Consider the following 18,351-nt stretch of genomic DNA (forward strand, 5'->3'; position numbering starts at 1 on the left):
GCCGCATCATCCACCCGGGCGGGCCGGTTGTACGGCTTCCAGGAGTTCGGCGAGTTCCACGAGGTCCGTGCCGGTGAGGCGGGGCAGGACGCAGCCGGAGAGGGTGCGGCAGGTCTCCCGCCAGGACTCGGGGATCGACGCGGCGCCGCCCAGGGCGCCGGTGAGGGCGCCCGCCAGGGCCGGGGCGGAGTCGGCGACGCGGGACAGACAGGCGGCCGCGGGGATCGCCTCCGCGATGCGGCCGCGGGCGGCGGTGGCCAGGGCGAGGGCGACCGGGACGGTCTCGGCGGCGGCGATGCCGTAGCTGTAGACGTGGTCGACGATCTGGTGCTCCAGGGAGGGGACCAGGGCGAAGGCGCTGTCCGCGGCGGCGGCGAGCCTCAGGGCGTGCCGGGCGTTGCGGCCGATCTCCGTCTCCTCGGGGAGTTCGCCGAGGGCCGCGGTGACGCAGGCGTCGACGTCCCCGCCGGCCAGGGCGAGGGCGAGTGCGGCCGCCATCGCCCGGGCGCCGTGGACGCCGTCGCCGTCCTGGGTGTAGCGGGCGTCGAATTCCGCGAGGTCGGCGGCGCTTCGGGGGTCGCCGGGGTGGGCCACGGCCAGGACGCAGGCGCGTACGCAGGCGGCGTCGTCGAAGTAGTGCGGGTTGTCGTGGCCGGTGGCGGGCGGGCGCAGGCCGGTGGCGAGGTTGCCGAGGCCGGCGCGGACGGAGATGCGGGCGCGCAGGGGGAGGACGGCGGACTCGATCTCGGGGGCGCGGTCCGCCGCGGCGGCGACCTCGGCGGCGAGGGTGTTCCAGGTGAGGTCGATGGCGGCTCGGGTGCGGCGTTCGCGGCTGAGGTCGTTCAGGACGGTGTCGTCGCCTGCGCGCAGGAGGGCTTCCGCGGCGAAGGCCGCCCATTCGGCGTCGTCGGAGGGGCCGAGGCGGAGGGGCTCGGGGGGCTGGTTCAGGGCGATGGGGACGGGGAGGGTGGTGGTGGCGTTGTGTTCGGCGAAGGTGTCCAGTTCGCGGGTGAGGCGGCGGGTCCAGTCGGGCATGCGGGCGGCTCTGTGCCGGGCCGCGGGCCAGCCGGCGGCGTCGCCGGCCGCGAGGCCGAGCAGGAGGCCTTCGGCCTTTTTGTCTCCCGCCCGCGCACCGCCCGTAACCGTCGCCCGAGGGGACCTGGTCTCCCGTGGGGCGTCCTCGCCGTCGGCGGCCGCGGGTTCGTGTGCCGTCGCGCCGGGTGCCGACACTTCGTGTGTCGTCACGTCGTGTGCCGTCGCGCCGGGTGCCGTCACTTGGTGTGCCGTCGCGCCGGGTGCCGTCTCCTCGTGTGTCGTCGCTTCGGGTGTCGTCTCCTCGTGTGTCGTCATGAGGGGGCCTCCGTTCCGTCGCCCGCCAGGACGAATGCCGTCGGTTCCGGCTCTGTGCCGCGGGGCGCCGGTGTCAGCAGGTCCGCCACGTCCAGGACGTGGTAGCCGGCCATCGCCGGGAGGCATCTGCCGTGGACCGGGCCGATGGGGGTCGCCCAGGCCTGCGGGATCGCCGACACACCACGGGTCGCACCAGCCAGCGCCCCCGCCACCGCCGCCGTCGTGTCCGCGTCGCGGCCCATGTTCACCGCGGTCAGGACGGACTGCTCGAAGTCGCCGTCGGCCGCCGCGTACGCGCCGAACGCGAGGGCGACCGCCTCGGGGGCCAGGTCGGTCCAGGGGTAGCCGCCGATGACGACCGCGGAGCGGACCGCGCGTTCGCCGCGGTGAGCGACGGCCACCGCGCGGCGCAGGCTCCGGGCCGTCCAGGAGTCGTCGGGGACGACCGCGAGGGCCGCTGCCACCACCGCGTCCGACGGAGCGCCCGCCATCGCCGCCGCGACCCCCGCGGCGACCGCCCGGCCGCCGTGGATGCCCTCACCGTCATGGCTCACCGAACCGTCGATCGCGACCAGCCGGGCCGCCTCCGCCGGGCGGCCCGCCGCGAACACCCCGAAGGGGGCCGCGCGCATGGCCAGGCCGTCGCTCCAGGCATGCCGGTGCTGGGCGGAGATCGGGGCGGCCAGGCCCCGGCGGAGGTTCTCCAGGGTGCCGCGTTCACTGAACCCGGCGCCCCGGAAGGGGCCCTCCTCGCGGTCGGCGATCCACTCGTGCCAGGCCGCTTCCACGTGGCCCGGTGTGAGCGCCGAGCCGTGCCGGGCCAGCAGCAGGCCGGAGAAGATCGCGTACTCGGTGTCGTCCGTGCCCGCCGGGTTCTCGGCGACGTACCCGGTGATCCGGCCCCACCGGGCGCGGATCTCGGAGGGCTTCATGTTCTCGGCCGGGGCCCCGAGCGCGTCACCGACGGCCAGGCCCAGCAGTGCGCCCCGTGCCCGTGCCCGGAGCCCGATCGATGCCATGGGGGATGTGTCCCACTCCGGCGACTCCGCCGAGCCTCACGAGCCCCAGCATCACCCGGTCGACATCTGCGCGCGGTGATGATCAGGTGAGCGGAAAAGGGTAAACCCGCAGGTTAGCCCAGCCTTTCCTTGCTGGCGAGGGCGGAATTCGGGGCGTAGTTTTGGCGTTGTAAAACTCTGGAACGTGTCCAAAGAACGGGTTTCCGAAGCGAGTCCGTGGACGGGGAGTGGGTTCTTTTCATGGCCATCATCGAGACCGAGGCGACGCTGCACGAGGCGCACCGGGACAACCACACGCACCGGGACGTGAACGGCGGCTGGCTGCGTCCCGCGGTGTTCGGTGCGATGGACGGCCTGGTGTCCAACCTCGCCCTGATGACCGGAGTCGCGGGCGGTGCGGTCAGCCAGCACACTGTCGTCCTCAGCGGACTGGCGGGCCTGGCCGCCGGTGCCTTCTCCATGGCCGCCGGCGAGTACACCTCCGTCGCCTCGCAGCGCGAGCTCGTCGAGGCCGAGCTGGACGTGGAACGCCGCCAGCTGCGCAAGCACCCCACGGACGAGGAGGCAGAGCTCGCCGCGCTCTACGAGTCGAGGGGGGTCGAGCCGCGGCTGGCCCGGGAGGTGGCCCGGCAGCTGTCGAAGGATCCCGAGCAGGCGCTGGAGATCCATGCCCGGGAGGAGCTGGGCATCGACCCCGGCGATCTGCCCTCCCCGACCGTGGCCGCGGTGTCGAGCTTCGGTTCGTTCGCGCTGGGTGCGCTGATTCCCGTCGCGCCCTATCTGCTGGGCGCGAGCAGCATGTGGCCGGCGGTGCTGCTGGCGCTGCTGGGGCTTTTCCTGTGCGGCGCGGTGGTGGCCAAGGTGACGGCGCGCACCTGGTGGTACAGCGGGCTGCGGCAGCTGTTCCTGGGAGGCGCGGCGGCCGGTGTGACGTACGCCCTGGGCACCGTGTTCGGAACGGCCGTAGGATAGCGCGGCTCGGACTTATGCAAGGGGACGCATAAGTAGTCGTTACTCGTTGGTTTCGGATGTGCGACCTCCGGGCATGAGCCGTAAGCGCTGCGGGCAACGACGCTCGCCGCGCACCCTCAGCGGGTCGGGCGAAGACGCCTGCCCCGCTCCTCGGGCCGACGCAAGCGATCTGACCTGATCGTTTCGTGCGGTCCCTCCACAGCTTCCACTGCTGGTGCGGCCCCACCGCCGCCAACCCGCAGTGTCCGCATGCTGGAACGGATATCCCGGTTCCCGAGAACCGCTCCATCATGTAACCTGCACGAAATTTTGCGATCACGCGAGGGCCAACGTCGTCCCTCGGCACTTGCCCCCAGAGCCTTGAAGGGCCTGGGAGGTGCCCCCAGCCACCTGACGACGACGGGAGAGCCGATGCGTACGCCGCGCCAGCCGTCCCAGCATTCCGCGAATGGCCAGAACTGGTCGTTCATGGATGCTCGCCCTGCTGCGCAGGGTATGTACGACCCCCGCAACGAGCACGACGCCTGCGGCGTCGGCTTCGTCGCCACCCTCACCGGCGAGGCGTCCCACACCCTGGTGGAACAGGCTCTGACCGTCCTGCGCAACCTCGAACACCGCGGTGCCACCGGTTCCGAGCCCGACTCCGGCGACGGCGCCGGCATCCTGTCGCAGGTCCCGGACGCCTTCTTCCGTGACGTGGCCGGATTCGAACTGCCCGACGCCGGTTCCTACGCCGTCGGCATCGCCTTCCTGCCGGAGGACTCCACCGCCGACGCCGTCTCGCAGATCGAGACGATCGCCGCCGACGAGGGCCTCAACGTCCTCGGCTGGCGCGAGGTGCCGGTCGCGCCCCAGCTGCTGGGTGCCACCGCCCGGTCGACCATGCCGGTCTTCCGCCAGATCTTCGTCAGCGACGGCACCTCGGAGGGCATCGCCCTAGACCGCAAGGCCTTCGTGCTGCGCAAGCGCGCCGAGCGCGAGGCCGGCGTCTACTTCCCGTCGCTGTCCGCGCGGACCATCGTCTACAAGGGCATGCTGACCACCGGCCAGCTGGAGCCCTTCTTCCCGGACCTGTCCGACCGCCGCTTCGCCTCCGCGATCGCGCTCGTGCACTCCCGGTTCTCGACGAACACGTTCCCCTCGTGGCCGCTGGCCCACCCGTACCGCTTCGTCGCGCACAACGGTGAGATCAACACCGTCAAGGGCAACCGCAACTGGATGGTGGCCCGCGAGTCGCAGCTGGTCTCCGACCTGTTCGGCTCCGACGACAAGGCCATCGACCGGATCTTCCCGGTCTGTACGCCGGACGCCTCCGACTCCGCGTCGTTCGACGAGGTCCTGGAGCTGCTGCACCTGGGCGGCCGTTCCCTGCCGCACTCCGTGCTGATGATGATCCCGGAGGCGTGGGAGAACCACGACTCCATGGACCCGGCCCGGCGCGCCTTCTACCAGTTCCACTCCACGATGATGGAGCCCTGGGACGGCCCGGCCTGTGTCACCTTCACCGACGGCACCCAGGTCGGCGCGGTCCTCGACCGCAACGGCCTGCGCCCCGGCCGCTACTGGGTCACCGACGACGGCCTCGTCGTGCTCGGCTCCGAGGTCGGCGTCCTGGACATCGACCCCTCCAAGGTCGTCCGCAAGGGCCGCCTCCAGCCCGGCCGCATGTTCCTCGTCGACACCGCCGAGCACCGCATCATCGAGGACGACGAGATCAAGGCCGAGCTCGCCGCCGAGAACCCGTACGCGGAGTGGGTCGAGGCCGGCGAGATCGAGCTGTCCGACCTGCCCGAGCGCGAGCACATCGTGCACACGCACGCCTCGGTCACCCGCCGCCAGCAGACCTTCGGCTACACCGAGGAGGAGCTGCGCGTCCTCCTCGCGCCGATGGCCAAGGCCGGCGCCGAGCCGATCGGCTCGATGGGCACCGACTCGCCGATCGCCGCGCTGTCGGACCGCCCGCGCCTGCTCTTCGACTACTTCACCCAGCTCTTCGCACAGGTCACCAACCCGCCGCTGGACGCCATCCGCGAGGAACTGGTCACCTCCCTGCGCTCGTCGCTGGGCCCGCAGGGCAACCTGCTGGAGCCGTCGGCCGCGTCCTGCCGCAGCGTCCTGCTGCCCTTCCCGGTGATCGACAACGACGAGCTGGCCAAGCTCATCCACATCAACGCCGACGGCGACATGCCCGGCTTCAAGGCCGCGACGCTCTCCGGCCTGTACCGGGTGCACGGCGGCGGAGACGCGCTGGCCGCGCGCATCGAGGAGATCTGCACCGAGGCCGACGCCGCCATGGACAACGGCGCCCGCCTGATCGTCCTGTCGGACCGCCACTCGGACGCCGAGCACGCGCCGATCCCGTCGCTGCTGCTCACCGCGGCCGTCCACCACCACCTCATCCGCACCAAGCAGCGTACCCAGGTGGGCCTGCTGGTCGAGGCCGGTGACGTCCGCGAGGTCCACCACGTCGCCCTGCTCATCGGCTACGGCGCCGCCGCCGTCAACCCGTACCTGGCGATGGAGTCCGTCGAGGACCTCGTCCGCGCAGGGACGTTCCTTCCCGGCATCGAGCCCGAGAAGGCCATCCGCAACCTCATCTACGCCCTCGGCAAGGGCGTGCTGAAGGTCATGTCCAAGATGGGCATCTCGACCGTCGCCTCCTACCGCGGCGCCCAGGTCTTCGAGGCCGTCGGTCTCGACGAGGCCTTCGTCGCGAAGTACTTCAACGGCACGGCCACCAAGATCGGCGGTGTCGGCATCGACGTCGTCGCCAAGGAGGTCGCCGCCCGCCACGCCAAGGCCTACCCGGCCTCCGGCATCGCTCCCGCGCACCGCGCGCTGGAGATAGGCGGCGAGTACCAGTGGCGCCGTGAGGGCGAGCCGCACCTGTTCGACCCGGAGACGGTCTTCCGCCTCCAGCACTCCACGCGCTCCGGCCGGTACGACATCTTCAAGAAGTACACCGAGCGGGTGAACGAGCAGTCCGAGCGCCTGATGACGCTCCGTGGGCTCTTCGGCTTCAAGTCGGACCGGCAGCCGATCTCCATCGACGAGGTCGAGCCGGTCTCCGAGATCGTCAAGCGCTTCTCCACGGGCGCCATGTCGTACGGCTCCATCTCCCAGGAGGCGCACGAGACCCTCGCCATCGCCATGAACCAGCTGGGCGGCAAGTCCAACACCGGTGAGGGCGGCGAGGACCCGGAGCGCCTGTACGACCCGGCCCGCCGGTCGTCCATCAAGCAGGTCGCCTCCGGCCGCTTCGGTGTGACCTCCGAGTACCTGGTCAACTCGGACGACATCCAGATCAAGATGGCCCAGGGCGCCAAGCCCGGCGAGGGCGGCCAGCTGCCCGGCCACAAGGTCTACCCGTGGGTCGCCAAGACCCGCCACTCGACGCCGGGCGTCGGTCTGATCTCCCCGCCGCCGCACCACGACATCTACTCCATCGAGGACCTGGCCCAGCTGATCCACGACCTGAAGAACGCGAACCCGCAGGCGCGGATTCACGTGAAGCTGGTCTCCGAGGTCGGCGTCGGCACGGTCGCGGCCGGTGTCTCCAAGGCGCACGCGGACGTCGTCCTCATCTCCGGCCACGACGGCGGCACGGGCGCCTCCCCGCTCACCTCGCTGAAGCACGCCGGCGGCCCCTGGGAGCTCGGCCTCGCCGAGACCCAGCAGACGCTGCTGCTCAACGGCCTGCGCGACCGCATCGTCGTGCAGACCGACGGCCAGCTGAAGACCGGCCGTGACGTCGTCATCGCCGCGCTGCTCGGCGCCGAGGAGTTCGGTTTCGCGACCGCGCCGCTCGTCGTCTCCGGCTGCGTCATGATGCGCGTCTGCCACCTCGACACCTGCCCGGTCGGCATCGCCACGCAGAACCCGGTCCTGCGCGAGCGCTACTCCGGCAAGGCCGAGTACGTCGTGAACTTCTTCCAGTACATCGCCCAAGAGGTCCGCGAGATCCTCGCCGAGCTGGGCTTCCGCTCCATCGAGGAGGCCGTCGGCCACGCCGAGACGCTCGACGTGACCCGTGCGGTCGACCACTGGAAGGCGCAGGGCCTGAACCTGGAGCCGCTGTTCCACGTGCCCGAGCTGCCCGAGGGCGCGGTGCGCCACCAGGTCATCGCGCAGGACCACGGCCTGGAGAAGGCGCTCGACAACCAGCTGATCAAGCTGGCATCGGACGCGCTCGCCGCGTCCGGCGCCACCGACGCCCAGCCGGTGCGCGCCCAGGTGCAGATCCGCAACATCAACCGCACGGTCGGCACCATGCTCGGCCACGAGGTGACGAAGAAGTTCGGTGGCGCGGGTCTGCCCGACGACACCATCGACATCACCTTCACCGGCTCCGCCGGCCAGTCCTTCGGTGCCTTCGTGCCCAGCGGTGTCACGCTGCGCCTGGAGGGCGACGCCAACGACTACGTCGGCAAGGGCCTCTCGGGCGGCCGGATCGTCGTCCGCCCGGACCGCGCGGCCGACCACCTCGCCGAGTACAGCGTCATCGCCGGCAACACCATCGGCTACGGCGCCACCGGCGGCGAGATGTTCCTGCGCGGCAAGGTCGGCGAGCGGTTCTGCGTCCGCAACTCCGGCGCGACGGTCGTCTCCGAGGGCGTGGGCGACCACGGCTGCGAGTACATGACCGGCGGTCACGCGGTGGTGCTCGGCGAGACCGGCCGCAACTTCGCGGCCGGCATGTCCGGCGGTATCGCGTACGTGATCGACCTGGACCGCGACAACGTCAACGTCGGCAACCTGGACGCCGTCGAGGCGCTGGACGACACCGACAAGCAGTGGCTGCACGACGTGGTCCGCCGCCACCACGAGGAGACCGGCTCGACCGTCGCCGAGAAGCTCCTGAGTGAGTGGGACAGCGCCGTCGAGCGCTTCAGCAGGATCATCCCCAGCACGTACAAGGCAGTGCTCGCCGCCAAGGACGCCGCCGAGCGAGCCGGTCTCTCCGAGACCGAGACCCACGAGAAGATGATGGAGGCGGCGATCAATGGCTGACCCGAAGGGCTTCCTGAACCACGGGCGTGAGCTCGCCAAGTCCCGCCCCGTCGAGGAGCGCGTCAAGGACTGGAACGAGGTCTACGTTCCCGGCTCCCTGCTGCCCATCATCAGCAAGCAGGCCAGCCGCTGCATGGACTGCGGCATCCCGTTCTGCCACAACGGCTGTCCGCTCGGGAACCTCATCCCCGAGTGGAACGACTACGCCTACCGCGAGGACTGGGCGGCCGCCTCGGAGCGCCTGCACGCGACGAACAACTTCCCGGAGTTCACGGGCCGCCTGTGCCCCGCTCCCTGTGAGTCGGCGTGCGTGCTCGGCATCAACCAGCCGCCGGTCACCATCAAGAACGTCGAGGTCTCGATCATCGACAAGGCGTGGGAGACCGGGGACGTCGCCCCGCAGATCCCGGAGCGCCTGTCCGGCAAGACCGTCGCCGTCATCGGCTCGGGCCCGGCGGGTCTCGCCGCCGCCCAGCAGCTGACCCGCGCCGGCCACACCGTCGCCGTCTACGAGCGCGCGGACCGCATCGGAGGCCTCCTGCGCTACGGCATCCCCGAGTTCAAGATGGAGAAGCGGCACATCAACCGCCGTATCGAGCAGATGCGCGCGGAGGGCACCCGCTTCCGCACGGGCATCGAGATCGGCCGCGACCTGAAGGCCACGGACCTGAAGAAGCGCTACGACGCGGTCGTCCTGGCCGTCGGCGCGACCATGGCGCGTGACCTGCCGGTGCCCGGCCGTGAACTCAAGGGCATCTACCAGGCCATGGAGTACCTGCCTCTGGCCAACAAGGTGCAGGAGGGCGACTTCGTGGCGCCCCCGATCTCGGCCGAGGGCAAGCACGTCGTGGTCATCGGCGGCGGCGACACCGGCGCGGACTGCGTGGGCACCGCCCACCGCCAGGGCGCGGCCTCCGTCACGCAGCTGGAGATCATGCCCCGCCCGGGCGAGGAGCGGCACCCCACCAACCAGCCCTGGCCGACCTTCCCCATGCTGTACAAGGTCACCTCGGCGCACGAGGAGGGCGGCGAGCGGGTCTACTCCGTCTCGACGACCCACTTCGAGGGCGACGAGGACGGCAACGTCCAGTGGCTGCACCTCACCGAGGTGGAGTTCATCGACGGCAAGCTGACCCCGAAGCCGGGCTCCGAGCGCAAGATCCCCGCGCAGCTGGTGACCCTCGCGATGGGCTTCACCGGCACCGACCGGGAGAACGGCCTGGTCGAGCAGTTCGGCCTGGAGCTCGACGAGCGCGGCAACATCGCCCGCGACGCCGACTTCCGCACCAACGTGCCGGGCGTGTTCGTCGCCGGTGACGCCGGCCGCGGCCAGTCGCTCATCGTCTGGGCGATCGCCGAGGGCCGCTCGGCGGCGCGCGGAGTGGACCGTGCCCTCACGGGCGCGAGCGAGCTGCCGGCGCCGATCCGTCCCACGGACCGCGCGCTGATGGTCTGACCGCACCGCACAAGACGTCCCGTACAACGGCGTACGGAACACTGACGGCGCCTGCCCCACAGTCCCCGACCGGACGACCGGGCAGGCGCTGTCGCCTTTTCGTCAAACGCACCTACGTGCCGCCGGGTGCCACCAACGTCACGATCTCGGCACCGGCGACGCACAACGCACCGACCAGGGCGAGCCGACGCGCGCACTCCACCAGCAGCCAGATGGTCTTCGTCCGCTCCCTCTCGTACCGCAGCAGCCTGCCCGCCTCCAGCAGGGTGTGTTTGCCGTACCCTCTGGCCCGGGTCCGGTGGTCCAGAGCCGGACGGCAAGGGGGGTTCGCATGGCCGCGATCAGTCTCAGCAAGGTGGAGGAGACCGCGCCCGCGCTGGTCGGCCTGTACAGGAGCGCGGGGGTCTCGCTGCGCAAACACGGCCTCGACACCCTGCGGGCCGCGGTCTACCTCGTGGTCGACTACTCCGGCTCGATGAAGCCGTACTACAAGGACGGCAGTGTGCAGGCGCTGGCCGACCGGGTGCTCGGGCTGTCGGCGCACCTGGACGACGACGGCAGCGTGCCGGTCGTGTTCTTCTCCACCGATGTCGACGCCGAGACCGAGATCGACCTGGCCGGCCACCAGGGGCGGATCGAGCGGATCGTGGCCGGGCTCGGGCACATGGGGAAGACCAGCTATCACCTGGCGATGGACGCCGTGATCGACCACTACCTCGACAGCGGCTCGACGGAGCCCGCCCTGGTGGTGTTCCAGACCGACGGCGGGCCGATCAACAAGCTCGCCGCGGAACGCTACCTCTGCAAGGCGGCGAAGCTGCCGCTGTTCTGGCAGTTCATCGGGTTCGGCGACCCGGGCGGCAAGCAGTTCGACTTCCTGCGCAAGCTGGACGAGCTGGCCGTGCCCGGCAAGCGGGTCGTCGACAACGCCGGGTTCTTCCACGCGGGGCAGGACCCGCGGAAGGTCCCGGACGCCGAGCTGTACGACCGGCTGGTGGGCGAGTTCCCGACGTGGCTCGTGGCCGCACGGGCGCAGGGGATCGTCAGGGATCCCGGCGGCGGCCGCTGAACCGACCCCTGGCCCCCGCCTCAGCGGCCCGACCCGCCCCCTGCCCGGCCGCTCGACCGGCCCCTGCCCTCTCGACCCCACCCCCTAGCCCCCCTGGCCCAACCCCTCGTACGCCCCGTTTGCACCGTCGCGACGCCGTGCCACGCTGGGAAGGATCCGACGGGGAGGCGACGACGTATGGGCGACGACGGCGCACGACGGGTGTACGGGACGGACTCCGCTCAGCGGAGACCTCCCGCGGGCAAGGGCGAGAGGCTCGCCGACTGGGCCGACGGACGGCTCGGGCTCTTCGCCCTGGCCAAGGCCAACATGCGCAAGGTCTTCCCGGACCACTGGTCCTTCATGCTGGGCGAGGTCACCCTCTACAGCTTCCTCGTGCTGATCCTCACCGGCGTCTACCTCACCCTGTTCTTCGAGCCCAGCATGCAGGAAGTCGTCTACAACGGCTCCTACACGGAGCTCAACGGCGTCCTCATGAGCAAGGCCTTCGAGTCCACGCTGGACATCAGCTTCGACGTGCGCGGCGGGCTGCTGATCCGGCAGATCCACCACTGGGCGGCGCTGGTCTTCATCACCGGCATGCTGGTGCACATGATGCGGGTGTTCTTCACCGGCGCCTTCCGCAAGCCGCGCGAGCTGAACTGGGTCTTCGGCTGGACCCTGCTGATGCTCGGCATCATCACCGGCCTGACCGGCTACTCCCTCCCCGACGACCTGCTGTCCGGCACCGGCATCCGCTTCGCCCAGGGCGCGATCCTGTCCATCCCGATCGTCGGGACGTACCTGTCGTTCTTCCTGTTCGGCGGGGAGTTCCCGGGCGAGGACATCATCTCGCGGCTCTATCCCGTCCACGTCTTGCTGCTGCCCGGGATCATGCTGGGCCTGGTCACCGCCCATCTGATCCTGGTCTTCTACCACAAGCACACCCAGTTCCCCGGCCCCGGACGCAAGGAGCGCTCGGTCGTCGGCATGCCCTTCCTGCCGGTCTACATGGCCAAGGCCGGCGGCTTCTTCTTCCTCGTCTTCGGCGTGCTGACGGTGATGGGCGCGGTCGCCCAGATCAACCCCGTGTGGGCCTTCGGCCCCTACCGCCCCGACCTCGTCACCACCGGCGCCCAGCCCGACTGGTACCTGGGCTTCTCCGAAGGCCTGATCCGGGTGATGCCGGGATGGGAGATCAACCTCTGGGGCCACACCCTCGTCCTCGGCGTGTTCATCCCCTTCTCGCTCTTCCCGCTGATCCTGCTCGCCCTCGGTCTCTACCCCTTCCTCGAGGCGTGGATCACCGGCGACAAACGCGAGCACCACATCCTGGACCGGCCGCGCAACGCGCCCGTGCGCACCGGCCTCGGCGTTGCCTGGCTGACTCTGTACGCCGTGCTGCTGATCGGCGGCGGCAACGACATCGTCGCCACCCATCTGCACCTGTCCATCAACGTGATCACCTGGTTCGTGCGGATCGGGGTCTTCGTCCTGCCGGTCGCCGCCTTCATCGTCACGAAGAAGGTCTGCATGGGCCTGCAGCGCCGTGACCGCGCCAAGGTGCTGCACGGCAGGGAGACCGGCACCATCAAGCGGCTGCCGACCGGTGAGTACATCGAGGTTCACGAACCTCTCACCCAGGGCGAGCTGTTCACACTCACCCAGCACGAGCAGAACCCGCCCTACGAGATCGGGCGCGAGGTCGACGCGGGCGGAGTCCGCCGCAAGGTCAAGCGGTCCGAGCGGCTGCGCGCCCGGCTCGCGAAGGCCATGTACGGACCCGACGCACGGATCGAGAAACCGACCGTGGAGCAGTACCGGGAGATCACCAGCGGCGACCACCCCCACTGACGACCGGGACCAGGGGCAGAGCCGGGGCCCGGGCAGAGCCGGGGCCCGGGCAGGGCCGGGCGCGCAAAGCGCATCCCCCGCCCAGCCGGGCGACCACCCGCACCGACGGCCAGGGCCGGGCGCGCGGAAAGCGCAGCTCCCGGCCGAGCCCGCCCACGCCCCCTACGTATCGCACTCCAGCACGCTCCGGCACAGCGCACACCGCGCCCGGACCCGCCCCCGCACCGGCACCCTGATCCGCTGATGGCACGTGGGGCAGGGGAACGACACCCGCAACCGCCCGCCCCCGTCGGGCGAGAACGCGTACGGCACCCCGGGCTGCTGCGGGCCCGCCGCAGCGTGCCGCCGGTCCCGGGCGTACCGCCTCCGTCCCGCCCATCCCGCCGCCGTCAACGGTGGCTGCCGCTCGTCACGGCGAGCCAGCTCCATCCCCTTCACATACGCCGTGTACGCCTGCGCACTGGTGAACCACACCGCCGGGTCCTCCCCGAAGGCCAGCGCCCGCTTCGCCAGCACGTACCCGAACTCCTCCGGCGTGAGATACCCCAGCTTCTGCGACGACGCCCCGTCCTCCCGGTACGCGTCCAGCAGCAGCCACCCCGCGCCCAGGTACGTCGTCACCGTGTCCGTGAGGATCTCGTTGTCCCGCACGCCCGGGAAGGACAGGTCCAGGCGATGCAGGTACACATGCGTCACCTCGTGCGCGAGGGCCGCCCCGATGTCCCGCCGATGTGTACGGAACCGGTCGTTCAGCTCCACGAAGTACTCCGGCCCGGCCGTCAGCTCCACATTCGCCGCGTGCCGCATCTCCCGGAAGCTCACGACCAGCCGGGCATCCGGCAGCCGGTAGTGCCGCACCAGCTCATGCGCCACCCGCTGCGCCCCCAGATACAGATCGTCGGTGTCGCAGAACGCCACGTCGACGGGGAGCACACTCGTCGCGAACGTCCGGACGGTGTCGTACGACAGTCGCTTGTACAGCGCCGTGACGGCGGCCCGCACCGTCTCCAGATGCGGGTAGCCGTGCTCGACCGGCCCGTCGTTCGCCACGCCTCACCCCCAAGACGCCCCTGAACCGTGTTCCACTGTACGAGGACGAGCCCCGCCGCGGACGGGCCGCGCACGGCCGAAACCGACCGTCGCCCCCCGGTGGCCACGAGGACATCCGCTTCCACAAGCGACTACCGCCGAGGGATGAGACGGCCTTCGGCCACCCGGCGTGATCCCCGTAGGCTGACGCCCCATGACCACCAGCAACACCGGTTCCCGTGACGTCGACCCCGCCGTCCGCGAAGAGCTCGCCCGGCTGCGCGACAGCATCGACAACATCGACGCCGCCGTCGTCCACATGCTCGCCGAGCGCTTCAAGTGCACCCAGCAGGTCGGCCACCTCAAGGCCCGGCACCAGCTGCCGCCCGCCGACCCGGCCCGCGAGGCCCGCCAGATCGCCCGGCTGCGCGCCCTCGCCGAGAACGCCAAACTCGACCCCGCCTTCGCCGAGAAGTTCCTGAACTTCATCGTCGCCGAGGTCATCCGCCACCACGAGCGCATCGCGGACGAAGCGCTCAACGGCGCCGCCCCAGGCGGCAACTGACGTCGCGCGCGCCCCGGGGGAGTGACACGACGGCCCGCTCGGGGCATGCTGCGCTGTACACAGCATGTCAGCCGGCGAGCACTGCGCGTCAGTGTCCCGGACTACTCTGGTCCTCCACGAGGGAGGGGCGTGGGGCCATGCCGTCGGATACCAGGATCCTCATCGTCGACGACCACGAGGACACGCTGTACGCGCTCGAAAGCGCCCTGGCCCCGCTGGGCTACCTGCTCGGCCGGGCCACCAGCGGCGACGAGGCACTCAAGCAGGTGCTCCGCGGCCAGGTCGGCCTGCTGCTGCTCGACGTGCGCATGCCCGGCGTCAGCGGACTGGAGGTCGTGCGCTACATGCGGCGCGTGGAGCAGACCCAGCACATCCCCGTGATCCTGCTCACCGGCTTCGGCGCCGACCACGAACTGACCACCACCGCCTTCCGGCTCGGCGTCGCCGACCTCGTCATGAAACCCGTCGACCCCTGGGCGCTGCGCACCAAGGTCCGCTACCTCTACGACACCCACCGGCGCCATCTCGCCCTGGAGCGGGAGGTGCACCGCCTGCGCGCCCTCGCAGGGGAGCACACCGACACCGCCGCACACCCCGCGCGCCCCGGACTGCCGCACCCCGACACGCGCGTGCCCACCCAGCGGCCCACAGGGGCGCACGCCGGGGAGCTCGAAAAGGACCGCACCTAGACCGGACATTGGGCACGTACCGATCCGCCTCTGTGCCTTGCCGACGCCATCAGGCAGCATGTCTCGCATGTCCGTACTGACGCGCGACGAAGCGCAGACCCGAGCAGAGCTCCTCGACGTCCACCACTACACGATCGAACTCGACCTGACCGGCGGCGACGAGACCTTCGACTCCCGCACCCTGATCAGGTTCGCTGCCCGCGTGGACGGGGACACCTTCGTCGAGCTCAAGCCCGCCGAGCTGCGCTCCGTCACCCTCGACGGACACCCCCTGGACCCCGAGGCCCTGGACGGCAACCGCCTCGCCCTGCCCCACCTCACCGCCGGCGAGCACGAACTGCGCGTGGACGCCCGGATGCGCTACTCCCGCACCGGCGAGGGCATGCACCGCTTCACCGACCCCACCGACGGCGAGACCTACGTCTACACCCAGCTGTTCATGGAAGACGTCCAGCGCGTCTTCGCCGCCTTCGACCAGCCCGACCTGAAGGCCGTCTTCGAACTGTCCGTGAAGGCCCCACAGAACTGGACCGTCCTCGCCAACGGCATCACCGAACAGACCGACGGCGTATGGACCGCGGCCCCCACACCGCTCATCTCCACCTACCTGGTCGCCGTCGCCGCAGGCCCCTGGCACTCCGTGCGCACCGAACACCGCGGCCTGCCCTTCGGCCTGCACTGCCGCCGCTCCCTCGCCCCCTACCTGGACGCCGACGCCGACGAACTCCTCGACGTCACCCGCGCGTGCTTCGACCGCTACCACGAGAAGTTCGACGAGCCCTACCCGTTCGACTCCTACGACCAGGCCTTCGTCCCCGAGTTCAACGCCGGCGCCATGGAGAACCCGGGCCTGGTCACCTTCCGCGACGAGTTCGTCTACCGCTCCGCCGTCACCGACACCGAACGCCAGACCCGCGCCATGGTCATCGCCCACGAGATGGCCCACATGTGGTTCGGCGACCTCGTCACCCTCAAGTGGTGGGACGACATCTGGCTGAACGAGTCCTTCGCCGAGTACATGGGCTACCAGACCCTCACCGAAGCGACCCGCTTCACCGACACCTGGACCGACTTCGGCGTCACCCGCAAGTCCTGGGGCTACGACGCCGACCAGCGTCCCTCCACCCACCCCGTCGCCCCCGAGGCCGTCGACGACACCGCCTCCGCACTGCTCAACTTCGACGGCATCTCCTACGCCAAGGGCGCCAGCGCACTGCGCCAACTGGTCGCCTGGCTCGGCGAGAAGGACTTCCTCGCCGGCATCAACGCCCACTTCGCCCGGCACAAGTACGGCAACGCCACCCTCGCCGACTTCATCGACAACCTCGCCGGCGCCACCGACCGCGACGTCCACGCCTGGGCCGACGCCTGGCTGCGCACCACCGGCGTCGACACCCTCACCCCGCGCGTCACCCCCGGCGAGCACGGCACCTGCGCCCTCACCGTCGACCGCACCGGCAGCCGCCCGCACCGCATCGCCGCCGGCCTCTACGACCGGGACCTCGGCGACGACGGCGGCCAGCTCGTGCTGCGCGAACGCCTCCACCTCGACCTCCCGCACACCGAAGCCCACCCCATCGGCAAGCGGCCCGCCCTGCTCCTCCTCAACGACGGCGACCTCACCTACGCCAAGGTCCGCTTCGACCCCGAGTCCTTCGAAACCGTCCGCAAGGACCTGTCCGGCCTGCCCGAACCGCTTACCCGCGCGGTCGTCTGGAACGCCCTGAGGGACGCCGTCCGCGACGGCGAACTCACCCCCGTCGCCTACCTGGAGACCGCCCGCGCCCACCTCCCGCTGGAGACGGACCTCGCCATCGTCCAGGGCGTGCTCGCCTTCGCCGCCACATACATCGCCGACCGCTACCTCACTCCGGAGGAACGGCCCGCCGCACTCGCCACCCTCTCCGAACTGTGCCGCGACCTCATCCGCCGCACCGAGGACGGCGACAACCCCGGCCTGCGCCTGATCGCCGTACGCCACCGCATCGACACCGCCGCCCACCCCGACACCATCGCCGCCTGGCTCGCCGACGGCACCGTCCCCGGCGGCCCCGAGCTCGACCCCGAGCTGCGCTGGCGCGTACTCGCCCGGCTCGCCGTCCTCGGCGCGACCGACGAGGCCGCCATCGCCGCCGAACTGGAACGCGACCCGAGCGCCACCGGCCAGGAGGGCGCCGCCCGCTGCCGTGCCGCCCTGCCCGACCCCGAGGCCAAGGCCCGCGCCTGGGAGGCCATGTTCGGCTCCGACGACCTGTCCAACTATCTGTTCACCGCCACCGCCCGCGGCTTCTGGCAGCCCGAACAGGCCGACCTGGTACGCGAGTACGTCGGGCGCTACTACGCCGACGCGGTCGCCGTCGCCGACCGCCGGGGCCCCGCCATCGCCGACGCCGCCGGCCGCTGGGCCTTCCCCGCACACGCCGTCGACACGGACACCCTCCGCCTCGGCGAGGAATGCCTGCGCGACGCCGACCCGATCCCCGCGCTGCGCCGCAAGCTGGTCGACCAACTGGACGACCTGGCACGGGCGTTGCGGGTCCAGGGAGCGGGGGAGAAGTAGGGGCGGCGAGGGCTGGGGCCGTCTACAGCTGAGGGCGCCGAGAACTGGGGCCGTCTACAGCTGAGGGCGCCGAGGACTGGGGCCCGCGAAAGCTGGGGCGGTCGGCGACAGCTGGGGGCGGCGAGACCAGAGCCGGGGGCGGCGGCATAGGGCATCCGACGGGCGGCCGGCCCCCTCCGCCACTCGGCGGGCCGCCCGTTATCGGGGCAGCCCTGCCCGCTGATCACCGGGGCAGCCCGGCCCGTGAGGGCGCCGAGGGCTGGGGCCCGCGAAAGCTGGGGCGGTCGGCGACAGCTGGGGGCGGCGAGACCCAGAGCCGGGGGCGGCGGCATAGGGCATCCGACGGGCGGCCGGCCCCCTCCGCCACTGCGGCGGGCCGCCCGTCATCGGGACGGCTCGGTCCCGCCCGTCATCGGGGCAGCCCTGCCCGCTCATCACCGAGGCAGCCCGGCCCGTGAGGGCGCCGAGGGCTGGGGCCCGCGACAGCTGGGGCGGCCGGCGACAGCTGGGGCGGTCGGCGACAGCTGGGGGCGGCGAGACCCAGAGCCGGGGGCGGCGGCATAGGGCATCCGACGGGCGGCCGGCCCCCTCCGCCACTGCGGCGGGCCGCCCGTTATCGGGGCAGCCCTGCCCGCTGATCACCGGGGCAGCCCGGCCCGTGAGGGCGCCGAGGGCTGGGGCCCGCGAAAGCTGGGGCGGTCGGCGACAGCTGGGGGCGGCGAGACCCAGAGCCGGGGGCGGCGGCATAGGGCATCCGACGGGCGGCCGGCCCCCTCCGCCACTCGGCGGGCCGCCCGTC

11 protein-coding genes are annotated in these 18,351 nt (G+C 71.3%); 8 read left to right on the forward strand and 3 right to left on the reverse strand.

Annotated features, from left to right (window positions below; genetic code table 11):
• Positions 1 to 6: 6 nt before the first annotated feature.
• Positions 7 to 1,350, reverse strand: a complete 1,344-nt coding sequence (locus ACFY5B_RS16305) for an ADP-ribosylglycohydrolase family protein (protein ID WP_389969428.1) — start codon at positions 1,348 to 1,350, stop codon at positions 7 to 9.
• Complete coding sequence (locus tag ACFY5B_RS16310) at positions 1,347 to 2,369, reverse strand: ADP-ribosylglycohydrolase family protein (protein WP_389969430.1); 1,023 nt, start codon at positions 2,367 to 2,369, stop codon at positions 1,347 to 1,349. The genes ACFY5B_RS16305 and ACFY5B_RS16310 overlap by 4 nt, the downstream gene beginning before the upstream one ends.
• A 240-nt stretch (positions 2,370 to 2,609) precedes the next feature.
• Between ACFY5B_RS16310 and ACFY5B_RS16315 the strand changes: the two genes are divergently transcribed.
• From ACFY5B_RS16315 to ACFY5B_RS16335, 5 genes are all read left to right on the forward strand, one after another.
• Complete coding sequence (locus ACFY5B_RS16315; RefSeq protein WP_389969432.1) at positions 2,610 to 3,341, forward strand: VIT1/CCC1 transporter family protein; 732 nt, start codon at positions 2,610 to 2,612, stop codon at positions 3,339 to 3,341.
• A gap of 411 nt (positions 3,342 to 3,752) precedes the next feature.
• Positions 3,753 to 8,351, forward strand: a complete 4,599-nt coding sequence (gltB, locus tag ACFY5B_RS16320; protein WP_389969434.1) for a glutamate synthase large subunit — start codon at positions 3,753 to 3,755, stop codon at positions 8,349 to 8,351.
• Positions 8,344 to 9,807, forward strand: coding sequence for a glutamate synthase subunit beta (locus tag ACFY5B_RS16325; protein WP_389969436.1), 1,464 nt, complete (start codon positions 8,344 to 8,346; stop codon positions 9,805 to 9,807). Before gltB ends, ACFY5B_RS16325 begins: the two co-directional genes overlap by 8 nt.
• Positions 9,808 to 10,138: 331 nt before the next feature.
• Entirely contained in the window at positions 10,139 to 10,876 is a 738-nt protein-coding gene (locus ACFY5B_RS16330) for a vWA domain-containing protein (protein ID WP_389969438.1), read from the forward strand.
• 177 nt (positions 10,877 to 11,053) lie between these two features.
• Entirely contained in the window at positions 11,054 to 12,709 is a 1,656-nt protein-coding gene (locus ACFY5B_RS16335) for a cytochrome bc complex cytochrome b subunit (protein WP_389969440.1), read from the forward strand.
• Between the two features lie 162 nt (positions 12,710 to 12,871).
• On the opposite strand, the gene ACFY5B_RS16340 is transcribed toward ACFY5B_RS16335, so the two are convergent.
• Positions 12,872 to 13,759: a hypothetical protein gene (locus ACFY5B_RS16340; RefSeq protein ID WP_389969442.1), complete on the reverse strand. Its 888-nt coding sequence runs from the start codon at positions 13,757 to 13,759 to the stop codon at positions 12,872 to 12,874.
• 193 nt (positions 13,760 to 13,952) lie between these two features.
• Between ACFY5B_RS16340 and ACFY5B_RS16345 the strand changes: the two genes are divergently transcribed.
• The 3 genes from ACFY5B_RS16345 to pepN all read left to right on the forward strand — a co-directional run bounded on the left by ACFY5B_RS16345 (position 13,953) and on the right by pepN (position 17,552).
• The gene (locus tag ACFY5B_RS16345) at positions 13,953 to 14,303 is read left to right on the forward strand and encodes a chorismate mutase (RefSeq protein WP_351626312.1); all 351 of its coding nucleotides are present in this window, start codon (positions 13,953 to 13,955) and stop codon (positions 14,301 to 14,303) included.
• Between the two features lie 137 nt (positions 14,304 to 14,440).
• On the forward strand, positions 14,441 to 14,992 hold the full coding sequence (locus tag ACFY5B_RS16350; RefSeq protein WP_389969444.1) for a two-component system response regulator: 552 nt from the start codon (positions 14,441 to 14,443) through the stop codon (positions 14,990 to 14,992).
• A 67-nt stretch (positions 14,993 to 15,059) separates the two neighbouring features.
• On the forward strand, positions 15,060 to 17,552 hold the full coding sequence (gene pepN / locus ACFY5B_RS16355) for an aminopeptidase N (RefSeq protein ID WP_389969446.1): 2,493 nt from the start codon (positions 15,060 to 15,062) through the stop codon (positions 17,550 to 17,552).
• Positions 17,553 to 18,351 lie beyond the last annotated feature (799 nt).

This window comes from Streptomyces sp. NPDC013187, from assembly GCF_042899705.1.
Classification (GTDB): domain Bacteria; phylum Actinomycetota; class Actinomycetes; order Streptomycetales; family Streptomycetaceae; genus Streptomyces; species Streptomyces hawaiiensis_A.

Coding starts and splice junctions, on each gene's coding strand:
- ACFY5B_RS16305 (WP_389969428.1), bottom strand. CDS start 1,350: ATGACGACACACGAGGAGACGACACCCGAAGCGACGACACACGAGGAG.
- ACFY5B_RS16310 (WP_389969430.1), bottom strand. CDS start 2,369: ATGGCATCGATCGGGCTCCGGGCACGGGCACGGGGCGCACTGCTGGGC.
- ACFY5B_RS16315 (WP_389969432.1), top strand. CDS start 2,610: ATGGCCATCATCGAGACCGAGGCGACGCTGCACGAGGCGCACCGGGAC.
- gltB (WP_389969434.1), top strand. CDS start 3,753: ATGCGTACGCCGCGCCAGCCGTCCCAGCATTCCGCGAATGGCCAGAAC.
- ACFY5B_RS16325 (WP_389969436.1), top strand. CDS start 8,344: ATGGCTGACCCGAAGGGCTTCCTGAACCACGGGCGTGAGCTCGCCAAG.
- ACFY5B_RS16330 (WP_389969438.1), top strand. CDS start 10,139: ATGGCCGCGATCAGTCTCAGCAAGGTGGAGGAGACCGCGCCCGCGCTG.
- ACFY5B_RS16335 (WP_389969440.1), top strand. CDS start 11,054: ATGGGCGACGACGGCGCACGACGGGTGTACGGGACGGACTCCGCTCAG.
- ACFY5B_RS16345 (WP_351626312.1), top strand. CDS start 13,953: ATGACCACCAGCAACACCGGTTCCCGTGACGTCGACCCCGCCGTCCGC.
- ACFY5B_RS16350 (WP_389969444.1), top strand. CDS start 14,441: ATGCCGTCGGATACCAGGATCCTCATCGTCGACGACCACGAGGACACG.
- pepN (WP_389969446.1), top strand. CDS start 15,060: ATGTCCGTACTGACGCGCGACGAAGCGCAGACCCGAGCAGAGCTCCTC.